This window comes from Cognataquiflexum aquatile (assembly GCF_003316845.1).
In the GTDB taxonomy this organism is placed as follows: Bacteria; Bacteroidota; Bacteroidia; order Cytophagales; family Cyclobacteriaceae; genus Cognataquiflexum; species Cognataquiflexum aquatile.
The window spans coordinates 431424-454337 of the sequence record NZ_QMIK01000001.1; the positions used below are offsets into that span (position 1 = coordinate 431424).

Sequence of the window (22914 nt, forward strand, 5' to 3'; positions counted from 1 at the left end):
AATTATTCTAACCTGGCAACAATCAAAAGATAGGGAGGTCTTGGTTTTGCTTTGGGGTTTTCGGCATTTACCCTTGCATTCGTAAATCCCATGTTATTTCCCCCTCCTAGCAAATCTTCATTTTTTTGGTCGATTTCGTCCAAAAGGCTCTGCGGAACATCTGCTAAAGTAGCAAAATAAAAGATTTTCAAATCTATGGCATTCAGGGCTCCCAATGTTTGATCCTGTAACCTGTAATAGAGCTTAGCTTCCAATTCGGATCCACTGACAGGATCTGATCCAAAAGCCCCGTTTTCCACAGTTTTTTGAAGGTCAATGATTCCGGTTGAATTATTGACCTCAATCCCTAAAAGGGAAATATCTTCATCGTCAGGACCTAATTCACCAAACTTACACACGCTGTTATCATCCGAACCGTCGTCATCATCGTCATCATCGTCATCGTCCGGGCAGGGGCTGATTGCATCCCGTTTTGCATTGAAAATAGGTGCGGCCAAAAAATCATTTTGGTCAAGAATGTATACCTTATCCAAGTAATTGATACCCCCGATGGTCAATTCAAAAGTACAAGAAACCTCCGAACCGGTCGGCGTAAATGAAATCCTGTATTTCAAGCCAGTTTCACTTTTATTGATGTCGATTTCACCCGAAGTCTCATTGATTACCAATCCTTCCGGAACGACGGAAAAAGTGCCGTTCAGCGTTTTTACAGGTTTGATTTTATTCTCCAAACTCTCATTGATATAAAAAATAGTATCACTGTAAGTGAAGGTGGAGCAATCAAAAGGTGGTAAATCACCATCACCGGGAACCAATAAAGTTTCGCAGGCCACTGAGGCCAATGAAATAACCACTATCAAGATTCTAAGCATTCTTGCCATGAAACAGGTTTTTTTGTTTGTCGAAACGGAATGCAATAATGTAACCATTTTATTTAAAAATGTTCATTGCCACACCAATCAGAACCAAAACCATACCGAAAAATACCATAAGGCTATAAGTTTCACCAAAAATCAGAAACCCAAAACTCAAGGCATAAATAATTCCAATATAACTGAGGCTAGCGACTTTGGAGAGGTTGGCATTTTGATAAGCCAAAGTCATGAAATATTGGGCAAACTGAGTCAATAAACCAACCGCCAACAAAATCCCCCAATCCCATCCGACGGGTACTATCCATACAAAGTAGCTAATCAAAGCAGCTATCGGTATGGTAATGAAAGGAAAATAAAACATGATGACCAAGGGATGTTCTGAGTTTTTGATTTTCCTGATGATGTTATAGGCAATTCCCATTGCCAAGGCCGAAATCAAACCAATCGCCATATCCAAAAAAGTGATTCTCGGATCAAATCCCTGGATAATCAGCACCCCTGCAAAAGATAGCCCAAAATACAAAAACTGCCTGGCCCGGACTTTTTCCTTTACAATAAATATCCCCAAAATCGTGGTAAATATCGGTGCCAGATAATTGATCGTGACGGCACTGGCTAAGGGGATACTTTGAAGTGTATAAAAAAACGTCATCAAACCGATAGAACCTGCGATTCCTCTGAGTATCAAGAGTTTTTTGTTATTGCCAAAAACCGGTACTGACTCTCTCTTGAGAAGGATGTAAGTTAAAATCAGGCTAAAAACGGAGCGGAACAGGATGATTTCTATGGCAGGAATATGTGGAATCAGTTTCACAGAAACATTCATCAGGGAAAAAAGAAACCCTGCCAATAACATATGCTGAACACTTTTTTTATTCAAGGAAATTTGGCTTTTTCAAATCTAATGGAATATAAAAAGCCAAAACTGATTGGCCCGAATTAATTTGATTATCCGCTGGTTTTGGGGCAAAAATTCAAACTTAAACAAAAAAATTGCGGTTATTGGCCAATTATCTTGCCGTCCTGCATCACCAATGTCCTATCAGCCATCTGGGCGAGCTCTTGGTTGTGCGTGACGATGACAAAAGACTTCCCAAATTCTTTTCTCAATTCAAAAAACAAATTGTGTAGGGCTTGGGCACTTTTTGAATCGAGGTTTCCGCTTGGTTCATCTGCAAAAATTATTTTTGGGTCATTGACCAAAGCCCTTGCAACAGCCACCCTTTGTTGTTCCCCCCCGGAAAGCTCAGAAGGCTTATGCCCTAGCCTGCTGCTAATACCCAATCTCTCAGCCAATTGTCCTGCTCTTTTTCGAAGGTCACTCATTGGCCGGTTGGCTATCAATCCGGGAATCATGATGTTTTCTTCAGCCGTAAACTCAGGGAGCAGATTGTGGAACTGGAATATAAATCCGATTTCCTTATTTCTGAATTCAGCCAGCTTGTCCCCTTTCAGACCGGTTATCAAGGTATTGCCGATATGAACTTCACCTTTGTCAGCCTGATCCAAAGTGCCCAAAATATGCAGCAAAGTACTTTTACCGGCACCTGAAGAACCCACGATGGATACCACCTCACCGGGATTAATTTTTACATCCACCCCTTTGAGTACATGTAAGTCCCCATAATTTTTGTGGATCCCATTAGCAACTAACATATATTGTGTTTTTAGTCAACAAATATAAAAATTACAGATTCCTATCTGACCATTGAAGGGATTTATTTACCAAAAGACCGGATGTTAATTTGATAAATAAACATGTAGCGCTTAACTTCGGGCAAAAATTTTCATAAGGATGAACATACACGAATATCAAGCTAAAGAACTTTTGAAAAGCTATGGCGTCAGGATTCAGGAAGGGATAGTCGCAGACAGCCCCGAAGGAGCATTGGAAGCTGCCAAAAAGCTGAATGCTGCAACCGGAACTTCCTGGTATGTAATCAAAGCCCAAATCCATGCAGGTGGAAGAGGAAAAGGATTGGTAAATGAAACCGGTTCGAGAGGAGTTGTTTTGGCCAAAAGCCTTGAAGATGTTCCGGTAAAAGCTGCAGGAATACTTGGGGGGACTCTGGTCACTATCCAAACAGGTGCCGAAGGAAAAAAAGTAAATAAAGTGTTGGTAGCGGAGGATGTTTACTATCCCGGAGCTTCTGAACCTAAAGAATATTATTTGTCGATTTTGTTGGATAGAGGCCGCGGAAGCAACGTCATCATGGCCTCTACCGAAGGTGGAATGGACATAGAAGAAGTAGCAGAAAAGCATCCCGAAAAGATTATTAAAGAATGGATTGATCCAAAAGTCGGGTTACAAGCCTTTCAGGCAAGAAAAGTGGCATTCAAATTAGGTCTTGAAGGCAATGCTTTTAAAGAAATGGTGAAGTTTATCACTTCTCTTTACAATGCATATATAGGATCTGATGCCGCTCAATTTGAAATCAACCCTGTATTAAAAACATCAGATGATAAAATTTTGGCTGTTGATGCAAAAGTAGGTTTAGATGACAATGCGTTATACAGACAAAAGGCTCTTGCCGATTTGAGAGATATTGCCGAGGAAGATCCTTTGGAAGTGGAAGCAGGCAAATCAGGTCTTAATTATGTTAAGTTGGATGGAAATGTGGGCTGCATGGTCAATGGTGCCGGTCTAGCCATGGCTACCATGGACATGATCAAACTTTCAGGCGGTGAACCCGCCAATTTCCTTGATGTGGGAGGAGGAGCAAATGCAGTCACCGTAGAAGCCGGATTTAGGATTATCCTTCAGGATCCAAATGTGAAAGCCATCCTTATCAACGTGTTTGGAGGAATTGTAAGGTGTGACAGGATAGCTAACGGAGTTGTGGAAGCCTACAAAACTATAGGAAACATTCCCGTACCCATCATAGTAAGGCTACAGGGTACCAATGCAGAAGAAGGTGCAAGAATAATTGACGAATCAGGATTGAAAGTAGCTTCAGCCATCACGCTAAAAGATGCTGCTGAAAAAGTTAAAGCGGCAATTTCTTAATAATTGTTGCGAATAAAGCGTGCGTAGTTCAATTGGATAGAATATCGGATTTCGGCTCCGAGGGTTGAGGGTTCGAATCCTTCCGCGCGCACAAAGCCCCAAGTTTCACTTGGGGCTTTTGTTTTTCTTGCTGATTTTTATCATTTAACTCACTGATATTGAATAGTATATTTTTGTTTTTGCTTGGCTATTTTTAGGATAAATCAGAAAAATTAAACCCTAAATGCCATGAAAAAGATACTTGTGCCCACTGATTTTTCAGAATGCGCTCAAAATGCTGAAAAATACGCATTCTTCTTAGCCCAAAAAATAGATGCTGAGCTGGTTTTCCTACATGTCATCAATACCCCTGTGGATTGGTCCAAATTATCCAAAGAGCAGGAAGATCTTTTTCCTGATTCCAAGGAAGCCATCGCACATTCGAAAAAAAGGCTGAATGAGTTAGTAAAACATGCAGAATCCAATAAAATCAAATCAAGAAAGGTCCTCATTTTCAACAATACCAATGAAAAAATCCATCGGTTTGTAGAGGATGAGCAAATTGACTTGGTGGTGATGGGGTCACATGGTGTATATGGATTCAAAGATTATATCCTTGGAACCAATACCTATAGCATGATGAGAAATTCAAAAGTACCTGTCATAGTGGTGAAAAAACTTCCGGAAAAACTTAAGCTCGAAAAATTGGTAATTGCCACCAACTTTAAAGCGGAAACAGGAATCACATTCAGGATGGTAGAAAATCTAATGGAAATCCTACAGGTAAAACTCATTGTGTTGTATGTAAACACTCCCACCTATTTTCTTGAAACCAATGACATCATGAGCATAGGCAAAACTTTTCTCGATGAATTTGCAAGTTATGAGCATGAAATCCACATAATCGATTCCTTTAGAGAAGAACGCGGAATAGTTCAGTTTGCGGAAAAAACCAATTCGGATGGAATTGCAGTAATCACCCATGGAAAATCCGATCTTCAACAATACTTTTCTCCAAGTGTGTCTGAAAATCTCGTCGGCCTCACGGAAAAACCAATTATCAGTATAAAAGCCGCTAAAAAGTAAAAAAGCAGGAGAATTTCTCCTGCCCTTTTTATGAAAACTAAACCAACTATTATTTAACTACCACAATTGAAACAAAAATAATACATAAATGTAAAAATCAAAATTTTTTAAAGAAAAGGTCAGCAAAAACCTACTTTTTATTACTGACTTTGTATAAAATACCCAATGCAAGGGCCTGACTAAACTGAATTCCTTCCACCATATCAATATCATACACATTGATACTCGTAAATGTCACATCCACATACCTTGTGATTTTGGCTATCAGCGTAAAATCCAATCTGTGGTCAATAGTCCTGAATTCCAATGTTTGCAAATTGGCAAATATCTGGTAACGGGAATTCAATGTCAGGTTATCATTGAATTTTTTGTTGTATGTCATAAATACCTGAAAAGCCAGCCATTCTGTCCTTAATTTTTGTCCAGCAGGTACACCGTAATTATCGGGCACTGTATTGATTAGATCCAGGTCTGTTACGAAAGTAAATCTTGGTGAAAATGGAGCCAATCTCAAGGCAAAATCCTTATTGGGCTTGTATTCAAAACCAAATCCTGTAGTCAAAAAAGCCGGCGCGAAAAATCTTGAAATCAAAACCGGATCATCTGCTGAATAATCAAAACCGTCTGTGAATTGGGTGATAAAGTTTAAGGAAGTAAAATAGCCCCATTTCTGATTGATCTTGTATCCCACTTTTGAATCAAAAAATATCCTATCATTGGATTTTCTAAGGCCTAAATCGTCATTTTTTACAATCCCATAAATAAGCTCCACCTGATTGTCCCAGCTCAACCGATCTTTTGCATAATTGGCTTTTCCGCTGAAAATCGATCCCAAAGCAAATGAGTTGACACCTCCGGCCTTCCAGTTTCCTGAAAATGAGGCTTGATTTAAATTAAAACCAATACTCAACTCAGAATTCCAATATGTGGTGTCTTTTAATGCATTTGCCGTAGTGTCTGCAACTGTATCGGCTTCCTGAGAAAACCCAAAATGTCCAAAAATGAACATCAAACAAATCGTAAATATTTTCTTCATAATTATTGATTTAAGTAAAACAAAAGCAAATTAAATCATAAAATAAATAAGATTATGGATATAACTATTTGGATTTTAACCGATTTTGAATTTTTTTTTTAAAAATTAATCACCTCCATTAATCCTTTTTTGAAATATTGGAGTTAAATAAAGTCTGACGATCAACCCGCGTTGCAAAACCATGATAATTGAATTTAGAAATACCAAAATATCATTCCTTATTCTCATTATTTTTACTTCGTGTAGCTCAATTGAGATTTTTAAGGAAAAAACAGAGTTTGCTCCCTACAAAGAATATAAAAGCTTTGTGATCACCAATAAAGAGATAGGACACAGGGGTTTTAATGATGCTTATTTAGACGCAGTTGTTTCAGAACAGCTGCAATACCTTCTTGAGGAGCAAGGTCTCAAATATGAAAGAGATTCCCCGGATCTGGTTATCAGATATACTTCAAATGAAGACATGAGACAAAAGGAAGTGTATAACAACAGGTATCCCATGTGGGGAGGAAGGGTTTGGGATCCTTGGATGTACGATCCAAGATTCTTAAACCAACAAAACATGGTATCAACCAAGAATTATCAGCTGATGCAAATTATGGTCGACTTTATTGACCCCAATAAGGATAAGATACTAATGCAGCTTACCGCAGTTTCGGAAGTATCAGGTACAAAGGACAAAAAGAAGAAAGCCATAAAGTCAATAGAAAAAATTACCCAGACCTATAATAGCCATATCCATTCTACAAATAAATAATTTATGAAAAACCCAGAAAAACCATTCGCCACTCTGAAGGAATTTTATCCATACTATCTTTCTGAGCACCAAAACCCAATTAGCCGGATCTTACATTTTACCGGTACAGCTTTGTTGTTCTTTATCCTTGGAGCAGCTATTTATAGTTCCAATTTTTACATGTTGTTTGCCATTCCTGTAGTCGGATATGGATTTGCATGGGTTGGGCATTTTTTCTTTGAAAAGAATAAGCCGGCTACTTTCAAACATCCTTTTTACAGTCTTGCCTCAGATTTTATCCTGTTTTTTGATCTTGCTACCGGAAAAGAGCGGTTTCAGCCGACAAAAAAGCAAAAATAAAGTTGATAATTTATTTATGAACTGTTGCAAATCCAAAGTTATACTGTAATTTTGTATTGTATATATTGTATTTCAAAATCAATATTTTGTATTATATGGTAAAAATAGTTCTAATCGACGATGATCCAATCAGCACATTTGTAACTGAAAAGTTGATCAGCAAAAATATAAAGGTCCCTCACAAGATTTTTAAATTCCAAAGTGCTACCAAAGCGCTTCAAGATATCTATCAAATTGACCCCAATTACCTGTTTTTGGACCTGAATATGCCAGAAATGACAGGTTGGGATTTCTTGGAAGAATTCAGGCCAAAAGAAATCAGTCCTGAGATATATATTTTGAGTAGTTCTGTGGATGAAAGGGATATTGTAAAAGCCACCAATTATGCTGTTGTCAAGAAATATTTGTCTAAGCCTTTGGTAAAAAAATATATCAAGAATATTTTTAGTTAATAATATTCCGTTTTTTTTATTTTTTTTTCCCTGATTCAAACCAGGAAGGTTTTTTATTGTTTACTTTTTATAAAAGTTACCTTCTATGTCAAATAATTGCGTTGAATTGATTGATGCAGTCAGAAAGACCATCATCAAATTAAAAAAAGGTGCTCCATACCAGTGGGGCCATATGGGTGCATGCAATTGTGGTAATCTGGCCCAAGAACTTATCCATCTTTCCAAAGAGGAAATTCACAGGCATGCTATGGAAAAATCAGGGGATTGGAATGACCAATTGATTGATTATTGTCCTGATAGCGGATATCCGATGGATTTGATGATCAGCAAAATGCTTGAAAAAGGCCTCAAAATAAATGATCTCAGGCATCTCGAAAAATTGTCTGATCCGGAAATTCTCAGAAAAATCCCGTCGCACAAAAGTAACAAGTTGGAAAAAAATAACTTGCAGGATGTGATTCTATATTTTGAAACATGGTTGGAAATGCTAGAAAATCAGTGGATTGAGGCAAGCATCAATTCAGATGATATTAAGTTGCAAAAAAATAACCTTGACAAGGTATTTGCTTAAATATTTATTTTGATTTAATTAGCGCCCATCAATCCATTTGATATTTAAACAATTAACCTTATTCATACTATGGACGATTTTGAAGACGATTTTGAAGAAATCGAAGATTTCGATGATGACGATGAGTTTGCCGAAGAATTTAAAGACGAGGTCTATGATCTTGATGAAGACAGCGAGCTCCTTGATGAGGATTTCGACGATTTGGAAGACGATGATTTCGATGAAGATGATTTCGATGAAGACTTTGACGATGAAATTGATTAATTAGGAAAAAAGCAGGAAGATTATTTAAACTTCCTGCTTTTTTTATTTCAAATTTTGTCCAAAATCCAATCTATGTTATCTTTCGAATAAATTGCCATAAAGTAATCAAATCTATATATGCTATTCCAAATATTCAGTTCCCCTATTGCCTCAGGTGCACAATTATTTCTATTGATTGTTTGTATCCTAATCGGACTTGGCGCAGGTCTTTCTTTCATTGATTTTAGAAGTACAAAAGCACCGAAAGAAGTTAAAAGGAAATAAAAAAAAGGTCAATTGACCTTTTTTTTATTTCTCCCCTTATTCTTTTTTTAATGGACATTTCCCATCAATTTTTTAATCGGCCTGCTTATCAGCAGTAACAATAATCCTGCTCCCAAAGCCGTAAATACAATGATCATATACTGTCCGGGCATCTGAGCAAGTGCTTCTTCGGTACCCCCACTCGCCTCACCGGCAATCAATCCTGCGAATAGATTCCCCAGCGATACGGAAAGAAACCAAATTCCCATCATTTGCCCTCCATATTTGGCAGGAGCCAATTTTGTCACTAAACTTAAACCAACGGGGCTCAAGCTCAACTCTCCAAAAGTGTGAAGCAAATAAGTAAAAATCAACCATGTCGGTGCTGCGAGGTTTCCTGAAGCGGCGATTTTAGCTGCAAAATACATCACCAAAAAACCCATTCCCAGAAGTAGCAAACCCATAGCAAATTTCAAAGGTGAACTTGGCTCTAGATTTCTTCTTCCCAACCACACCCAAAGTGCTCCAAAAAATGGTGCGAAAATTATGATAAACATGGAGTTGACAGACTGAAAATAGCCTGAAGGTATTTCCCAACCCAGAAAATTTCTGTTGGTAAAACGTTCCGCAAACAAATTCAACGTCGATCCTGCCTGCTCAAATCCCGACCAAAACAAGGCTGAAAATAAAAAGAGGATCGCGATAACCCCCACTTTATTCCTGTCTTCCTGACTCAACCCTCCAAATAATATAACATACCCAAGGTACACAAAAGCCACTACGGCAATAATTGTCCCTGAAGCACCCGCCAACGCCAAAACATTGATAGGAATAAAACCCATAAACAGAAGTGCCAAAACAAACAAAACAACAGAACCGATTCCAAATAGGATCTTGATTAATTTTTTTCTTTCCAAGGCATCCTTTTCGGTCAAGACCACAATTTCATCACCGTACCCTATCAAGTTGGAACTTGTCAATTTATATTGAATCAAACCAAAAACCATCCCCAATCCAGCCAAACCAAATCCCAAATGCCAATCATAGGTTGCTAGTGTACTGCAAGCTATCGGGGCAATGAAGGCTCCAAGATTGATCCCCATATAAAAGATCGAAAAACCTGCATCTCTCTTCGAGCTACCTGATGGATACAGCTGCCCCACAATAGAACTGATATTTGGCTTCAAAAGCCCCGTTCCCATAACGATCAAAATCAATCCCATATAGAATGAATTTGTATCCATTAGAGAAAGGGATTCCTTCACAAAACCTTCCTCCCCCATCAGATTGAATAATCCGGGCAAAGCCATGGTAAAATGGCCCAAAGCGATAATTATCCCTCCGTACCAAACAGATTTCTTTAATCCGAACAGCCTATCTGCAAACCATCCCCCAGGAAGGGCAAGCAAATACACCCCCATGGTGTAGAGTCCATATATTGCCCCAGAAGTTTTATCATCAAAACCCAAACCGCCATCTACGATAGCAGTCGTCATGAAAAGAATTAAAAGGGCCCTCATGCCATAAAAACTGAACCGTTCCCACATCTCTGTGAAGAACAAAGTCATTAAACCTTTTGGATGGCCAAATATGGTTGGGCCAGGATATAAATCCACCGGACTTGAACCCGGATTTTTCTCAAATTTATTTTCCAATATTTCTGATTTTTAAAGGGTGATATAAGATGTTTACATTACAATGATAAAAGAATTTACCAAATTGTACTATTCCTGATTGAAAACCAAATTTAGAATTTTCCCAAAAGATGTCCTGAAAATCCATTCTTCTAAAACTTATTCTTTCCTAAGTTCCTTTTCTTATTTTGAATTGAAATAAATATTGACGTAATCGATTGTTTTCTCAAAAAATGAAGGTTTTTATTATTCTGTCTTTCATTTTATTTTTATATTTGATAAGAAAAAAATGATTCTCAACTTTATTTGAGATGTCAAAAGCCGTTTTAGTCAATTGATATCATTCAGAAAATAAACCCAACCCAAGGGAGTGCTCAGCACTCCTTTTTTATTTTTCGAAAATTGAAATTTCACCAAATATTATTTGCTACTTTTGACAAAATGTAATTTATGAAAAAAGCAGAAATACTTACCGAAAAAGGCCTGATGAAGGTGGAGTTTTTTGACCAAGATGCTCCAAAAGCTGTCGACAACTTTATCTCTCTGTCTAAGAAAGGATTCTACGATGGTTTGACCTTCCATAGGGTAATTCCAAATTTCGTGATTCAGGGTGGTTGTCCAAAAGGAAACGGAACAGGCGGACCTGGGTACAAAATAGATTGTGAATTGGATGGTGGAAATCAATACCATGACCGGGGAGTTTTGTCAATGGCACATGCAGGAAAAAATACAGGTGGATCGCAGTTTTTTATCTGTCACAGCAGGGACAATACCGCGCATCTTGACAGAAAACATACCTGCTTTGGAAAAGTGGTGGAAGGACTCGAAGTCATTGATTTAATCCGCGCGGGGGACAAAATCGAAAAAATCACTATAATTGAAGATTAATACTTTGGGCCTGAAAAATTTCAGGCCCCTCATTTTTTAAAATAATGCACCGGCAATGGTTGCTGTCATCAGACATGCCAAAGTTGCAGCCATCAAAGCCTTCATACCAAGTTTTGAGATATTTCCTTGTTGGTTGGGAGCTATACTTCCAATTCCTCCCACCTGAATGGCAATTGAACTGAAGTTCGAAAAACCACAAAGCGCATAGGTCGCAATGACGATTGATTTTGAGGAAAGTGTTCCAGCATTTTTCATGTCGGCCAGACTCAAGTAAGCTACGAATTCATTGATAACCGTCTTTTGGCCTAGCAAAGAACCTACTTGCAAGGTTTGGCTCCATTCAATTCCAATGATCCAAGCAAAAACCCTGAAAATCTGACCAAGTATATACTCCAGTGAAAATCCTGAGAATTGGCCATTGGTCGAAGAGACAATGACTTCATTTAATCCTGTATAATTCCCTATCAAACCTGAAAGGATATAATTCAACGCAGCTATCACAGCAATAAAAGCCAAGAGCATCCCTCCCACATTCAGCGCAAGTTTCAACCCTTCTGAAGCCCCGATAGACATGGCATCAATAAGATTGACTCCCATACTCTCCTGATTGACTTCCAACTTGCTATTGATTGCGTCTCTGTCTGTTTCGGGAATCATGATTTTGGACATTACTATTGCTGCGGGTGCATTCATAATACTGGCTCCAAGCAGATAGGCGGCAAATCGTGTCTGCTCTGCAGGATCGTCACCTCCCAAGAAGGCCACATATCCCGCCAATACTCCACCGGCAATTGTAGCCATCCCCCCTGTCATCAAGCACATCAATTCTGATTTTGACATGGTGGGTATAAATGGTCTCACCAAGAGAGGTGCCTCTGTTTGCCCAAGGAATATATTTCCTGCAGCTGAAAGACTTTCCGGACCTGAGAGCCTCATGGTTCTTGCCATTACCCATGCAATACCAAAAACAACTTTTTGTAAAATACCCAGATAATATAGGCCAGCAGAAACTGTAGAAAAGAAGATAATCGTAGGCAAAACCTGAAAGGCAAAAATGAATCCAAAAGTGTTGGTTGCTAAATCTCCAAAAATGAAGGTCGCCCCGTCCGCAGAAAAACTCAAAAACTTTACAAAAGCCCTACTGATCAACGCGAATAATTGAGCCACGGCTTCAACTTTTGTAATCAAGAATCCAAACAAAGCCTGAAGAGCAACTCCTATCCCGACAAGTCTCCAGTCTACATTTTTTTTGTTACTTGAAAAAATAAAGGCTACAGCAAGCAAAACCAATATTCCAATCAAACCTCTAAAATAATCCATGTAATAATTTAGATTAAATGTTTTCTATCAAATTTATTTTTTCGGGTTAAAAAATTGACAAAATAGAAACCCAAATTTTCCTAAAAAAGTAAGCCTGGCGTTTACCAGGCTTACAAATCAGTTTCTCCTGTTTATTTCATCTCTGATTCTGGCAGCTTTTTCATAATCTTCATTATTAATCGCTTTATCCAGCATTTGATTGAGTTTATCAAGGCTAAAATCTTTTAAAGAATCTGTACTCCTCGGAGCTGGAGTAGCTGCTTTTCCGGATTTTACCTGCTTTTGGGAATCTTTCTTTTCATCTTCCTCATTGAATTCTATGGCTGCTTCAGACATGACTTTCGAAACGCAAAAAATTGGGGCATCAAACCTAACGGCAATGGCTATGGCATCAGAAGGCCTTGCATCGATTTCAACAGTTTTAGAAACGCTTTTACACACAATCTTTGCATAAAATACGCCTTCCCTCATATCTGAAATCAATATTTGATCGATTGAGAAATTGAAGTTAGAAGAAAATGACTTGAACAGATCATGGGTCATAGGTCTGTTTGGGATGATTTTCTCAATTTCAATAGCTATGGCCTGAGCCTCAAACATTCCAATAACTATAGGTAGCCTCCTACTCCCTCCGACTTCACCCATTACCAAGGTAAAGGATCCTGACTGGGAATGATTGGAGGACAATCCTAAAATTTCAAGTTCAATAGTCTGATCCACAGGTATTTATTTTTGGGCTTTGACAGCTTCGGTTAGTTTTGGAAGAATTTCAAATGCATCTCCGACAATGCCATAATCTGCAGCTTTGAAGAATGGAGCTTCAGGATCTTTATTGATAACGACGATGCATTTTGATGAATTCACCCCCGCAAGATGTTGAATAGCACCCGAAATTCCAACAGCAATATATAAAGTTGGGGCAACTTTTACTCCGGTCTGACCCACATGCTCGTGGTGTGGCCTCCATCCTATGTCAGATACAGGCTTAGAGCAACCCGTAGCAGCACCGAGTTCCTTGGCCAGGTTTTCTATCAATCCCCAATTTTCAGGTCCTTTCATTCCTCTTCCTCCTGAAACAACAATATCGGCCTCAGGAAGTAATATTTCACCTGTTGCCTTGTCTGTAGCGGTAATACTTGTTGCAAAATTTTCAGCCGAAATGTCAAGGTTAACTTCTTCTACTGTTGCCAATGGACCATCGGTTTTCAGGTCAACCGCATTTTTCTTTACTGCAAGGATTTTGTGGTCTGTATTTACTTTGGATATAGCAAATGCTTTTCCGGTATAAATGCTTCTTTTCACTTTGTACCCTGAAGATGTATCAGGAAGCTCTACCACATTTGAAACCAAGCCTGCCCCCAATTTGATTGCAAGCCTTGAAGCAACTGCATCACCCAAGGAGGATTTTGCCAAAACCAAAGTGGTGGCATTTATTTTTTTATAAACTTGGGCAACAGCCTCGGCATGGGCTTGGATGATACCGTCGTTTAACTTTGAGTCAATAACATGGATTACCTTAGAGGCACCTGCCGTCCCTGCTTTTGCCAATTCCTCTGTGGAAATTAAACCCAATGCTACTGCTATCACATCTCCCGAAGAAAGTTTATCTGACAATGCACGGGCATAAGAAACAGCTTCTAAACTTGTTTTTTTGACGGAACCTTCCGCATGTTCTATATATACTAAAACTGACATATCAATTTGTTTTTCAATTATTTAACAATTATTAATTAAAGTACTTTGGCTTCGTTTTTAAGCAACCTTACCAATTCTCCGACATTGTCTTTGTCGACTAATTTCACAGTACCTTTTGCAGGAGGCAGAATAAAAGAAGTGACGTCTGTAACCACCGCATCTGCAGTTGGCTCGACAACCACAAGGGGTTTTGTTCTTGCTGACATAATCCCTCTCATGTTTGGGATTTTCCATTCTGCAATCGGCTCTTGACAACCGGCTACCAACGGAAGCTTGGCGTCCACATATTCCTTACCCCCTTCAATTTCTCTTGCCATTTTCACTTTGTCACCTTCAATCTCCAACTTCATCACCGGAGAAATGGAAGGCATTCCTAGCAATTCTCCTACCATCCCATGTACCATTCCTCCATTGAAATCAATAGATTCCCTGCCCATTAAAATCAGATCATAACCATTTTGTTTGGCAATTGCTGCAATCTGTTTTGCAACAAAAAAAGAATCCTTTGGAAATGAATTCACCCTGATCGCATCGTCCGCTCCGATGGCCAAAGCTTTTCTTAAAGTGGGTTCGGTCTCAGCTTCCCCAACATTCAATACTGTCAGACTTGCTCCCAATTGTTCTTTAATCTCTACCGCCCTTGCCAAAGCATAATCATCATAAGGACCAATAATATACTGAACACCGTTTTTATCAAACTTGGTGTTGTTTTCGGTAAATTGAATTTTGGATGTCGTATCCGGTACGTGGGTAATACAAACAAGAATTTTCATTTATAAATATTTAGGTTATTTATTTTTAAATTGCGTGAATTTAGTAATTAGGCTATAATATAAAAAAGAATTCATGACCAAAGTGTCCCGTATAGAAATGTTAAAATCATTTGTTGAGGTGGAACCCGAAAATCCCTTCAACTTCTATGCCCTTGCTTTGGAGTTTATTGAATTTGATCAAGATTCTGCGTCTTTTCTTTTCAAAAAACTTTTGGAAGAATTCCCGGATTACCTCCCCACCTATTTCCATGCAGCAGCTTTTTTTACTGATCTTGGAGAACTCGAATTTTCTAAAAAAATATACGAAAAGGGAATTCAATTGTCAGAATCACAGAAAGATGAAAAAGCCTTGAAAGAGTTGAAAAATAGTTTTCAGAATTTTTTATTTGAAAATGATCTTTACTGAGAAATCCTGATTACAATTTTCCCCATCTGCTTACCTTCCTTCATCCTGTCGAAGGCTTTTTCAGTATCATCAAGGGTAAAAAACTGATCGATCACAGGAGATATTTTATTTTCGCTGACAAAATTCAGCATGTTTCCAAAATCCTCGTCGGTACCCATTGTACTGCCGATCAATTTGATCTGATTCCAAAATATTCTTCTACTTTCAAACCCCGTGGCATTTCCCCGTGTAGCTCCATAAAAAACAATCCTGCCCCCGGGTTTTGTCGCCTTGATAAGGTTATTCAACGTATCGCCCATGGCGCTGTCCAAAATCAAATCAAAGCCACCTGTTTCTGAAACGGCCTTTTCAGCCCAGTTTTCTTCTCTGTAATCGAATCCTCCAGAGCACCCCAATGCCAATGCTTTTTGGATTTTTTCTTCACTGCTACTGCTTACATACACCTTTGCACCTAGACTTAATGCAAACTGCACCCCAAATTGGGCTACACCGCCTCCAAAACCCGTAACCAAGATGATATCAGTTTTTTGAAGTCCACCCTGACGAAACAATGCCCTATAAGCAGTGACTCCCCCCAAAGGTAACGCTGCGGCCTCATCCCAATTCAAATGATCGGGTTTAGGATGGATTCTATCTGATTTAACCTGAACATATTCCGCCAAAGTCCCATGCTCAGGCATGCCCATGATTTTGAGATTTTTTGACTGGACGTTTGCATTTTCGCCCCAATCTGAAGCCGGATTAATGATCACTTCCTTTCCCAACCAAGCAGCGTCAACTTCATTGCCCACTTCTACCACAATTCCCGCAGCATCTGAACCCAAGACAATACCATCCTGTAAATTGGCATATTTGCCTTGACGGCACCACTCATCCCGATGGTTGAGTGCGGCAGATTTGACCTGTATTTTGACCTCATCTGAAGCCATTGCAGGTAATATAATATCGGCTGACGCTATCCCTTCGGGGAGTGTTCTATTGAGAATTATGGCTTTCAAAGATCGATGGTTTAAGGAATTTTTATTTGAAAATGAAAAAAATCCAAGATCAATTCCACTATTTAAAATGGTGCCGGTTTACCACTTCCCAAACCGCCAGGAAAAGTATCATCCAGGTCACCGCCATTGGCTTTACTTGAAAGCCGGATCGTGTTGCCTGATTCAAAAGCCTGTCCAGAAGAACCGCTAGGGAACTTGTGGCCATAGAGAGGATCTTGGGATTTGTATGGAATGTTCATTTCGAGATCTGTAAACTTGGTGTATTTTCCGATAAATCTAAGCTTCACAGTATCCAAAGAACCATTCCTATGCTTGGCAATGATTACTTCTCCGACACCGGCTGTTGAATTCCCATCTTCATCCTCGGTGATGCCATAATATTCTGGTCTGTATAAAAACATTACCATATCCGCATCTTGCTCGATCGCTCCCGATTCCCTCAAATCCGATAGCTGTGGCCGCTTGTCCCCTCCTCTGGTTTCTACTGCTCTGGACAACTGCGACAAAGCTATCACAGGCACACTCAGTTCTTTGGCTATTTTCTTCAATGCCCGAGAAATACTGGCTATCTCCTGTTCCCTGTTTCCTCCTTGACCACCATTTTTGTTATCGCCCGACATCAATTGAAGATAATCTACTACTATCAACTGGATATCGTGCTGGGCCTTTAGTTTCCTACATTTTGCCCTGAGTTCCAAAATGGAAAGTGCGGGTGTATCATCTACAAAAAGAGGTGCTTTGGAAAGCCTTCCTGTTTTATGTACCAGTTGCTCCCATTCGTATTCCGCAAGATTCCCTTTCTTTATTTTTTCTGAATCAAGTTCAGCTTCTGCTGAAATCAGACGGTTGACCAATTGTATCGATGACATTTCCAAAGAGAAAATCGCCACAGGCCGGTTATGGTCTACTGCTGCATTTCTCAACACAGAAAGAACAAAGGCGGTTTTACCCATCGCAGGCCTGGCTGCTATGATCACCAAATCTGATTTTTGCCATCCTGAAGTTACCCTATCCAAAGCAGTAAATCCACTTGGAACCCCTGTCAAACCATCTTTTTGGCCCTTTTTAGATTCCAGTTCCATGATAGCTTCCTTCAGGATCGACCGCATATCCGCATAATTTTTTCTGATATTTTTTTCAGAAATCTGAAAAAGTGACTGTTCCATTTTATCCAACAACTCAAAAACATCCGTTGTATCTTCGAATGCTTCCCTTTGGACCTCAGAGGCGATGCTGATGATATCCCTTTTCATGGATTGCTCGGTCACAATCCTCGCATGGTATTCAATATTGGCAGCTGAGGATACCCTTGAAGTAAGTTCGGTAATGAAAAATGCCCCGCCTGCCAATTCCAATTGGCCTTTTTTTCTAAGCTGGTTGGTGACCGTAAGCAGGTCAATAGGTTGGCTATCCGAAAAAAGATCGAGGATGGCAGAAAAAATAACTTTATGCGATTCTTTGTAGAAACTTTCGGGCTTCAATATATCCACCACAGCCGTCAAAGCATCCTTTTCTAGCATCAATGCACCCAAAACAGCCTCCTCAAGATCTGTTGCCTGAGGCGGTAACTTTCCCATTCCTGTGGTAAGTCCCAACTCCGGTTTTCTTCTGTTTGTGATCCTGTCTTTTCCTGTAGGTTTATTGTCTGCCATAACAACAAAAGTAAATGCTTTGCCTTTATCTTTTTGAACAATTTATACACTTGTTATCAACACATTTTATAACGCGTACATAATCAATTTATTAGCTGACTGATGCTTGTTTATTGGTAAATTATTTTTTCCAAGGCCCTGATTCTGATTAAAAAAAACACCGCTTTCAATCTTAAAAATTAATCCTGTTTCTGCCCATTCAAAATGACATGATTTGTTACTTTTGGAACTTGCAGAAAATCTATGTCAAAGAAATATCATTTTATAGCTATAGGGGGTGCAGTCATGCACAATTTGGCACTTTCGATGGTTGCCAAAGGATATGAGGTCTCAGGGTCGGATGATGAAATCTATGAACCATCAAGGACCAGATTGGAAAAAGCTGGGATCTTACCAAAAGAAAAAGGGTGGTTTGTTGACAAAATCACAGGTGACCTAGATGGAATTATCTTGGGCATGCATGCCCGGATTGACAATCCTGAGCTTCAAAAAGCCAAAGAATTGAATATTCCGATATTTTCTTTTCCAGAATTTATATTCGAGCAAAGTAAGGATAAAAAAAGAGTGGTCATCTCGGGAAGTCATGGCAAGACAACCATTACCTCAATGATCCTGCATGTCCTTCAATACCATGGATGGGATTTCGATTACCTTGTAGGAGCCCAGATTGAGGGTTTTGACCTGATGGTCAAACTATCGGATGCGCCAATTATCATCATCGAGGGAGATGAATACCTGACTTCGCCATTGGACAGAAGGCCCAAGTTTTTTCATTACCACCATGACATTCTGCTCATGAGCGGCATTGCTTGGGACCATTTTAATGTTTTTCCGACTTTCGAAAATTACAAAGAACAATTTGAGATTTTGGCCAATATGACTCCAATCGGAGGCACTTTTATCTACTGCCAAGAAGATGATCATGTCAATGCTTTGGGCATCAAATGTGATCCTGCTAAGATCAACTTGATTCCTTACAAGGCACACCCTTATAAGATCCGAGAAGGAAAGACTTTGCTTGTAACTGAAGGGAATGAAGTGGAAATAAACATTTTTGGTGAGCACAACCTCCAAAACCTACAAGGCGCACTTCATATATGTGAATCTCTTGGTCTTACAAAACAACAGTTTTATGAAGCCATTCCTGAATTCAAAGGAGCGGCAAAAAGACAGGAAATTTTGGCAAAATCAGAAACGGCAATTCTTTTTAGGGATTTTGCCCACGCCCCGTCCAAATTGAAAGCTACGGTAAATGCAGTCAAAAAACAGTTTCCTGAGAGAAAGCTGATAGCGGTCCAGGAACTTCATACCTATAGTTCTTTGAATAAGGAGTTTGTGGACAATTATGCCCACACCTTTGACTTGGCGGACATTGCGGTTATTTATTTAAACCCAAAAGCAGTATCTTTGAAGAAGCTTGAATTGATGGATGAAGAAAGACTCCAACACGCTTTCAAGAGAAAAGACCTCATTCTTTTCACGGAAATCGAAAAGCTCAAAAATTTTCTTGAATCACAAGAATACTTATCCACCAATCTTTTATTGATGAGTTCGGGCAATTATGATGACATGGACTTATCTAATCTCAAATCAAAAATAAATCAAATCCAATCCTAATGAATCTTAATCTAAAAACACCAATTGCATTTTTTGACCTTGAGTCCACAGGCATCAATATTTCAACCGATAGGATTGTTGAGATCTCCATCCTGAAGGTCCATCCTAACGGCCGTCAGGAAACCAAAACTTCACTGATCAATCCTACTATCCCAATACCTGCAGAAAGTTCAGCCATCCACGGCATTTTTGATAAAGATGTAAAGGACTCCCCCACCTTCAAGTCTCTTTCCAGAGAGTTGCACCAGTTTCTCGAAGGGGCAGATTTGGCGGGCTTCAATGTACTCAAGTTTGACATTCCTTTATTGGTAGAAGAATTCCTTAGATCCGGGATTGATTTTGACATTGAAAAAAGAAATATCCTTGATTCTCAGAAGATTTTCCACATGATGGAAAAGAGAAATCTTTCTGCAGCCTATAAGTTTTATTGCGGCAAAACCCTTGAAAATGCCCACAGTGCAGAAGCTGACACTATTGCTTCTTACGAAGTTTTCAAAGCCCAAATGGAAAAATATGACGGTGACGAGGCTGAAGATTTGCAAGGCAACAAATTGGGGGTCTTCCAAAACGACATGAAAAAAATCCATAACCTGCTCAATGAAAAAATGGTTGACCTTGCAGGCAGGTTTATTTTCAATGAAAACGGAGAGGAATGTTTCAATTTTGGCAAGCACAAAGGAAAAACCATTGAAAATGTCCTCAAAGAAGAACCTTCTTACTATGATTGGATGATGAAAGGAGATTTTCCATTGGACACAAAAAGGAAATTTACCCAAGTTAAATTGAGAAGTTTCAATCAGAGATAATACTTGTTGATTGGTTAATTGGTTAATTGCCAAAGAAATAAAAAATGCAGCCTGAAATTCATCAGGCTGCATTTCTTGTTTTAAACAAAAGACTAATTACTTTTTGCTTTTTTCATAATACTCCAAAGCAACCGGCATCTGTTTATTCAGCTCATCGATTCTTCTTTTTGGTCCTGGGTGGGTGGAAAGAAACTCGGGAGGCGCTTCTCCTGAACCTGCCTTTTCCATTCTTTGCCAAAATGCCGGAGCTACTCTAGGGTCATATCCTGCCAAAGCCATAAAATTCAATCCCAATTGATCTGCTTCCAATTCATGTTTTCTACTGAAGGACAGCATTCCCAATTCTCCACCGACACCAAAGGCCTGGAGCATGATGTTTTGGGTTAATGTGGGATTTTGTCCCATCGCAGCCTGTGCTGTCCCGAGAAGTCCGTTCATCAACATCCCGTTTGACATCCTTTCCCTTCCATGGCTGGCGATAGCATGTGCCACTTCATGACCCATGACCACGGCGATCCCTGCTTCATCCTGACAAACCGGGATTATTCCTGTGTAAAAGGCCACTTTTCCTCCCGGCATACACCAGGCATTTACAATTGCCTCCTGTAAAAGGTTAAATTCCCATTGAAATCCCTGAAGTTCTTTTTCAAAACCATTGGCCTTCATATATGTTTCTACCGCAGAAGCGATACGCTTCCCTACTTTAACTACCATTTGGCCATCTGCAGTATTGGTGATTACCTTTCCTTCTTTGAGGACCTTTTCGTATTCTACAAAAGCCAAAGGCAGCAATTCAGCATTGTCAACCAATGAAAGTTGGTTCCTTCCACTCATAGGAACCTGCGCACAGGAATAAACAAATATCCCCAGTGCAATGAAAAACATTATTTTCTTAAACATACATTCTGGTTTTAATGCGAAATTGCCCAAAAAAGATGCCACATCAAAAACGGGATCTCAGTTTTTTACTTAATTTGAACCAAATTAATTCAAGAAAGATGACACCTGAAGCAAAAAAACATATCAGCAGGATGAGCAATCCTTTTATTTTTTGGTGGGCAATGTTGTTCAAATTACCCTCAGCAGTCTTTTGGAGATTAAAAATCAAGGATTTGTCTTTGGAAAAATGTGTGGTAACCATCCCTTATTTTTGGCGAAGCCAAAACCCATTTAAGTCTATTTATTTTGCTGCAATGGCCGGTGCAGCAGAATTGAGTACCGGAGCACTCTGCCAGGTAGGTATGGCAGGCAAAGGGAGCTTCAGTATGCTAGTCGTGGATTTCAGGGCGGAATACCACAAAAAAGCAAACCAAAAAATAACATTTGTCTGCAACCAGGGACAAGAACTGGAGAAAACGGTGGATGAATTGAAACCGGGAGAAAGCAATACAATAACCATGGTATCGACAGGAACCAATCCAGATGGAGAAATGGTTGCCAGATTTTTTGTCACTTGGTCTATTAAAAGAAAATCATAAAAAATACTTTGTCCGAACATAAAGAGATTCAATGTTTTTAAGTGCATATAAAAGCAACTGATTTTTTACTTTTATGGTATATGTAGGAAATAAATTGCCTATCGATTCAACTTTACAAACAAGTCCTGGTTCAGGGAAAACGGTTACCTCTCTTAAGCTTAAATTCATGATTGGTTTTCAGGAATCCAGGCACCAATTGTAAAGTCGGTTTATTGGCAAATAATTAAAATACAATGATTATCTAATTGCTAGTTTAAGTTCAGAAAGACCGCATCCTTAGGGAGCGGTTTTTTTTTATTAATCCTCTTTCCGTTTATATCCTGACCTGCTATCCAAAAAGTCAATCAGTAATTTTTCCACTCTTTCCCATTCCATTCCTACAAATTGATGGTCGATATTTTGAAGGTTAAACTCAATGATCAATCCATCAAGATCTTCATCCGTGAGGTTATATTCGTATTTCAAAGCAGCCATCACCGAATCAGACTGTATCAGTCTCAGATAATCCTCCTGGCTTGCCAAAAATGCCAGTTTGCGGGCATATTGCCTTTTTTGTCTTTCACTTTTCATAAAATAAGAAATCGGGCCATCCAAAGTCAGTCCGGGCTGAAGTGACGGATTATTGGCCAATCCGGTATAAATTTTTCCCGGGCCGGCCGGTCCATCCGTCAGCCCCCTCATCGTAGATTGGTTACCTACCTTAAACGGGATGATAAATTTCTCACCATACAAATCAAATCTTGGTAGTGTCCTGGCATCTAGATAAATGTCGGTCAGGATGTGTTTTTCTCTTCCAGCAATCAGGATTTTGGGGATGTAATAACTTTTTGAAATCAGGATGGAGTCACCTTCCGTCGCTCTGACCCTAAAATATCCCCTTTCATTGGTAAGGCTGCTGTCCTTGTTTTGAAGGTTAATGACCCATACTTTATCCAAAAAACCTTTGTCCAACCCATCAAGCACATTCCCAGTAAGAACCTGGGATAAAGCTTTCATCTGGGCTAGGGCAAAGAAAATAAAGAGAGCGAGCAAGTATTT

At 39.2% G+C, this 22914-nt stretch carries 25 protein-coding genes and 1 tRNA gene; 13 read left to right on the top strand and 13 right to left on the bottom strand.

The features are described 5' to 3' along the window. Window positions 1–2 precede the first annotated feature (2 nt). The 3 genes from DQW11_RS01810 to DQW11_RS01820 form a co-directional block, all read right to left on the bottom strand. Window positions 3–881, bottom strand: coding sequence for a hypothetical protein (locus tag DQW11_RS01810; protein ID WP_232826649.1), 879 nt, complete (start codon window positions 879–881; stop codon window positions 3–5). A gap of 49 nt (window positions 882–930) precedes the next feature. Next, window positions 931–1755, bottom strand: coding sequence for a DMT family transporter (locus DQW11_RS01815; protein WP_394337131.1), 825 nt, complete (start codon window positions 1753–1755; stop codon window positions 931–933). 119 nt (window positions 1756–1874) lie between these two features. After that, a complete protein-coding gene (locus DQW11_RS01820; RefSeq protein ID WP_113922271.1) occupies window positions 1875–2531 on the bottom strand; it encodes an ABC transporter ATP-binding protein in 657 nt (218 codons plus the stop codon). A 139-nt stretch (window positions 2532–2670) separates the two neighbouring features. On the opposite strand from DQW11_RS01820, the gene sucC reads away from it, so the two are divergent. From sucC to DQW11_RS01835, 3 genes are all read left to right on the top strand, one after another. Continuing rightward, a complete protein-coding gene (gene sucC, locus DQW11_RS01825; RefSeq protein ID WP_113922272.1) occupies window positions 2671–3882 on the top strand; it encodes an ADP-forming succinate--CoA ligase subunit beta in 1212 nt (403 codons plus the stop codon). A 17-nt stretch (window positions 3883–3899) separates the two neighbouring features. Further along, window positions 3900–3973: transfer RNA gene (locus DQW11_RS01830), tRNA-Arg, on the top strand. 137 nt (window positions 3974–4110) lie between these two features. Continuing rightward, window positions 4111–4947, top strand: a complete 837-nt coding sequence (locus DQW11_RS01835; protein WP_113922273.1) for a universal stress protein — start codon at window positions 4111–4113, stop codon at window positions 4945–4947. Window positions 4948–5077: 130 nt separating this feature from the next. Here DQW11_RS01835 and DQW11_RS01840 read toward each other — a convergent pair whose 3' ends face one another. After that, entirely contained in the window at window positions 5078–5983 is a 906-nt protein-coding gene (locus DQW11_RS01840; RefSeq protein ID WP_113922274.1) for a DUF3078 domain-containing protein, read from the bottom strand. 181 nt (window positions 5984–6164) lie between these two features. On the opposite strand from DQW11_RS01840, the gene DQW11_RS01845 reads away from it, so the two are divergent. The 5 genes from DQW11_RS01845 to DQW11_RS01865 all read left to right on the top strand — a co-directional run bounded on the left by DQW11_RS01845 (window position 6165) and on the right by DQW11_RS01865 (window position 8366). Continuing rightward, window positions 6165–6740, top strand: a complete 576-nt coding sequence (locus DQW11_RS01845; protein WP_113922275.1) for a DUF4136 domain-containing protein — start codon at window positions 6165–6167, stop codon at window positions 6738–6740. A 3-nt stretch (window positions 6741–6743) separates the two neighbouring features. Next, complete coding sequence (locus DQW11_RS01850) at window positions 6744–7079, top strand: DUF962 domain-containing protein (protein ID WP_113922276.1); 336 nt, start codon at window positions 6744–6746, stop codon at window positions 7077–7079. 95 nt (window positions 7080–7174) lie between these two features. Next, a complete protein-coding gene (locus DQW11_RS01855) occupies window positions 7175–7531 on the top strand; it encodes a response regulator (RefSeq protein ID WP_113923165.1) in 357 nt (118 codons plus the stop codon). Window positions 7532–7616: 85 nt separating this feature from the next. Beyond that, window positions 7617–8102, top strand: a complete 486-nt coding sequence (locus DQW11_RS01860; RefSeq protein ID WP_113922277.1) for a hypothetical protein — start codon at window positions 7617–7619, stop codon at window positions 8100–8102. 69 nt (window positions 8103–8171) lie between these two features. Continuing rightward, window positions 8172–8366, top strand: a complete 195-nt coding sequence (locus tag DQW11_RS01865) for a hypothetical protein (protein ID WP_113922278.1) — start codon at window positions 8172–8174, stop codon at window positions 8364–8366. A gap of 311 nt (window positions 8367–8677) precedes the next feature. Here the strand turns inward: DQW11_RS01865 and DQW11_RS01870 are convergent, their stop codons facing one another. Then, window positions 8678–10177, bottom strand: a complete 1500-nt coding sequence (locus DQW11_RS01870) for a peptide MFS transporter (protein ID WP_113923166.1) — start codon at window positions 10175–10177, stop codon at window positions 8678–8680. Window positions 10178–10693: 516 nt separating this feature from the next. Here DQW11_RS01870 and DQW11_RS01875 point away from each other — a divergent pair. Continuing rightward, entirely contained in the window at window positions 10694–11131 is a 438-nt protein-coding gene (locus DQW11_RS01875) for a peptidylprolyl isomerase (RefSeq protein ID WP_113922279.1), read from the top strand. Between the two features lie 36 nt (window positions 11132–11167). Here DQW11_RS01875 and DQW11_RS01880 read toward each other — a convergent pair whose 3' ends face one another. The 4 genes from DQW11_RS01880 to DQW11_RS01895 form a co-directional block, all read right to left on the bottom strand. Further along, the gene (locus DQW11_RS01880; protein WP_113922280.1) at window positions 11168–12451 is read right to left on the bottom strand and encodes a NupC/NupG family nucleoside CNT transporter; all 1284 of its coding nucleotides are present in this window, start codon (window positions 12449–12451) and stop codon (window positions 11168–11170) included. A gap of 117 nt (window positions 12452–12568) precedes the next feature. Then, on the bottom strand, window positions 12569–13171 hold the full coding sequence (locus tag DQW11_RS01885) for a bifunctional nuclease family protein (RefSeq protein ID WP_113922281.1): 603 nt from the start codon (window positions 13169–13171) through the stop codon (window positions 12569–12571). Between the two features lie 6 nt (window positions 13172–13177). Further along, the gene (locus DQW11_RS01890) at window positions 13178–14146 is read right to left on the bottom strand and encodes an electron transfer flavoprotein subunit alpha/FixB family protein (protein WP_113922282.1); all 969 of its coding nucleotides are present in this window, start codon (window positions 14144–14146) and stop codon (window positions 13178–13180) included. A 35-nt stretch (window positions 14147–14181) separates the two neighbouring features. Next, entirely contained in the window at window positions 14182–14919 is a 738-nt protein-coding gene (locus tag DQW11_RS01895) for an electron transfer flavoprotein subunit beta/FixA family protein (protein ID WP_113922283.1), read from the bottom strand. Between the two features lie 97 nt (window positions 14920–15016). Here DQW11_RS01895 and DQW11_RS01900 point away from each other — a divergent pair, with 97 nt between their 5' ends. Further along, window positions 15017–15325, top strand: coding sequence for a tetratricopeptide repeat protein (locus DQW11_RS01900; protein ID WP_232826650.1), 309 nt, complete (start codon window positions 15017–15019; stop codon window positions 15323–15325). Here DQW11_RS01900 and DQW11_RS01905 read toward each other — a convergent pair. After that, complete coding sequence (locus DQW11_RS01905) at window positions 15319–16323, bottom strand: quinone oxidoreductase family protein (protein ID WP_113922285.1); 1005 nt, start codon at window positions 16321–16323, stop codon at window positions 15319–15321. The two genes, DQW11_RS01900 and DQW11_RS01905, sit on opposite strands and share 7 nt — an antisense overlap. A 62-nt stretch (window positions 16324–16385) precedes the next feature. Beyond that, window positions 16386–17975 carry a replicative DNA helicase gene (gene dnaB, locus DQW11_RS01910; RefSeq protein ID WP_113922286.1) on the bottom strand — a complete coding sequence of 530 codons (1590 nt, stop codon included), beginning with the start codon at window positions 17973–17975 and terminating at the stop codon, window positions 16386–16388. A gap of 243 nt (window positions 17976–18218) precedes the next feature. Here dnaB and DQW11_RS01915 point away from each other — a divergent pair, with 243 nt between their 5' ends. Both DQW11_RS01915 and DQW11_RS01920 read left to right on the top strand, forming a co-directional pair. Then, complete coding sequence (locus tag DQW11_RS01915) at window positions 18219–19592, top strand: UDP-N-acetylmuramate--L-alanine ligase (RefSeq protein WP_113922287.1); 1374 nt, start codon at window positions 18219–18221, stop codon at window positions 19590–19592. After that, window positions 19592–20398 carry a 3'-5' exonuclease gene (locus DQW11_RS01920; protein ID WP_113922288.1) on the top strand — a complete coding sequence of 269 codons (807 nt, stop codon included), beginning with the start codon at window positions 19592–19594 and terminating at the stop codon, window positions 20396–20398. Before DQW11_RS01915 ends, DQW11_RS01920 begins: the two co-directional genes overlap by 1 nt. Before the next feature lie 96 nt (window positions 20399–20494). Here DQW11_RS01920 and DQW11_RS01925 read toward each other — a convergent pair whose 3' ends face one another. Further along, window positions 20495–21298, bottom strand: coding sequence for a M48 family metallopeptidase (locus tag DQW11_RS01925; RefSeq protein ID WP_113922289.1), 804 nt, complete (start codon window positions 21296–21298; stop codon window positions 20495–20497). A gap of 98 nt (window positions 21299–21396) precedes the next feature. Here DQW11_RS01925 and DQW11_RS01930 point away from each other — a divergent pair, with 98 nt between their 5' ends. Beyond that, window positions 21397–21876, top strand: a complete 480-nt coding sequence (locus tag DQW11_RS01930; RefSeq protein WP_113923167.1) for a PaaI family thioesterase — start codon at window positions 21397–21399, stop codon at window positions 21874–21876. 297 nt (window positions 21877–22173) lie between these two features. Here DQW11_RS01930 and DQW11_RS01935 read toward each other — a convergent pair whose 3' ends face one another. After that, window positions 22174–22872 (bottom strand): hypothetical protein, encoded by a 699-nt coding sequence (locus tag DQW11_RS01935; RefSeq protein ID WP_113922290.1) that lies wholly within the window; start codon window positions 22870–22872, stop codon window positions 22174–22176. Between the last annotated feature and the right edge of the window lie 42 nt (window positions 22873–22914).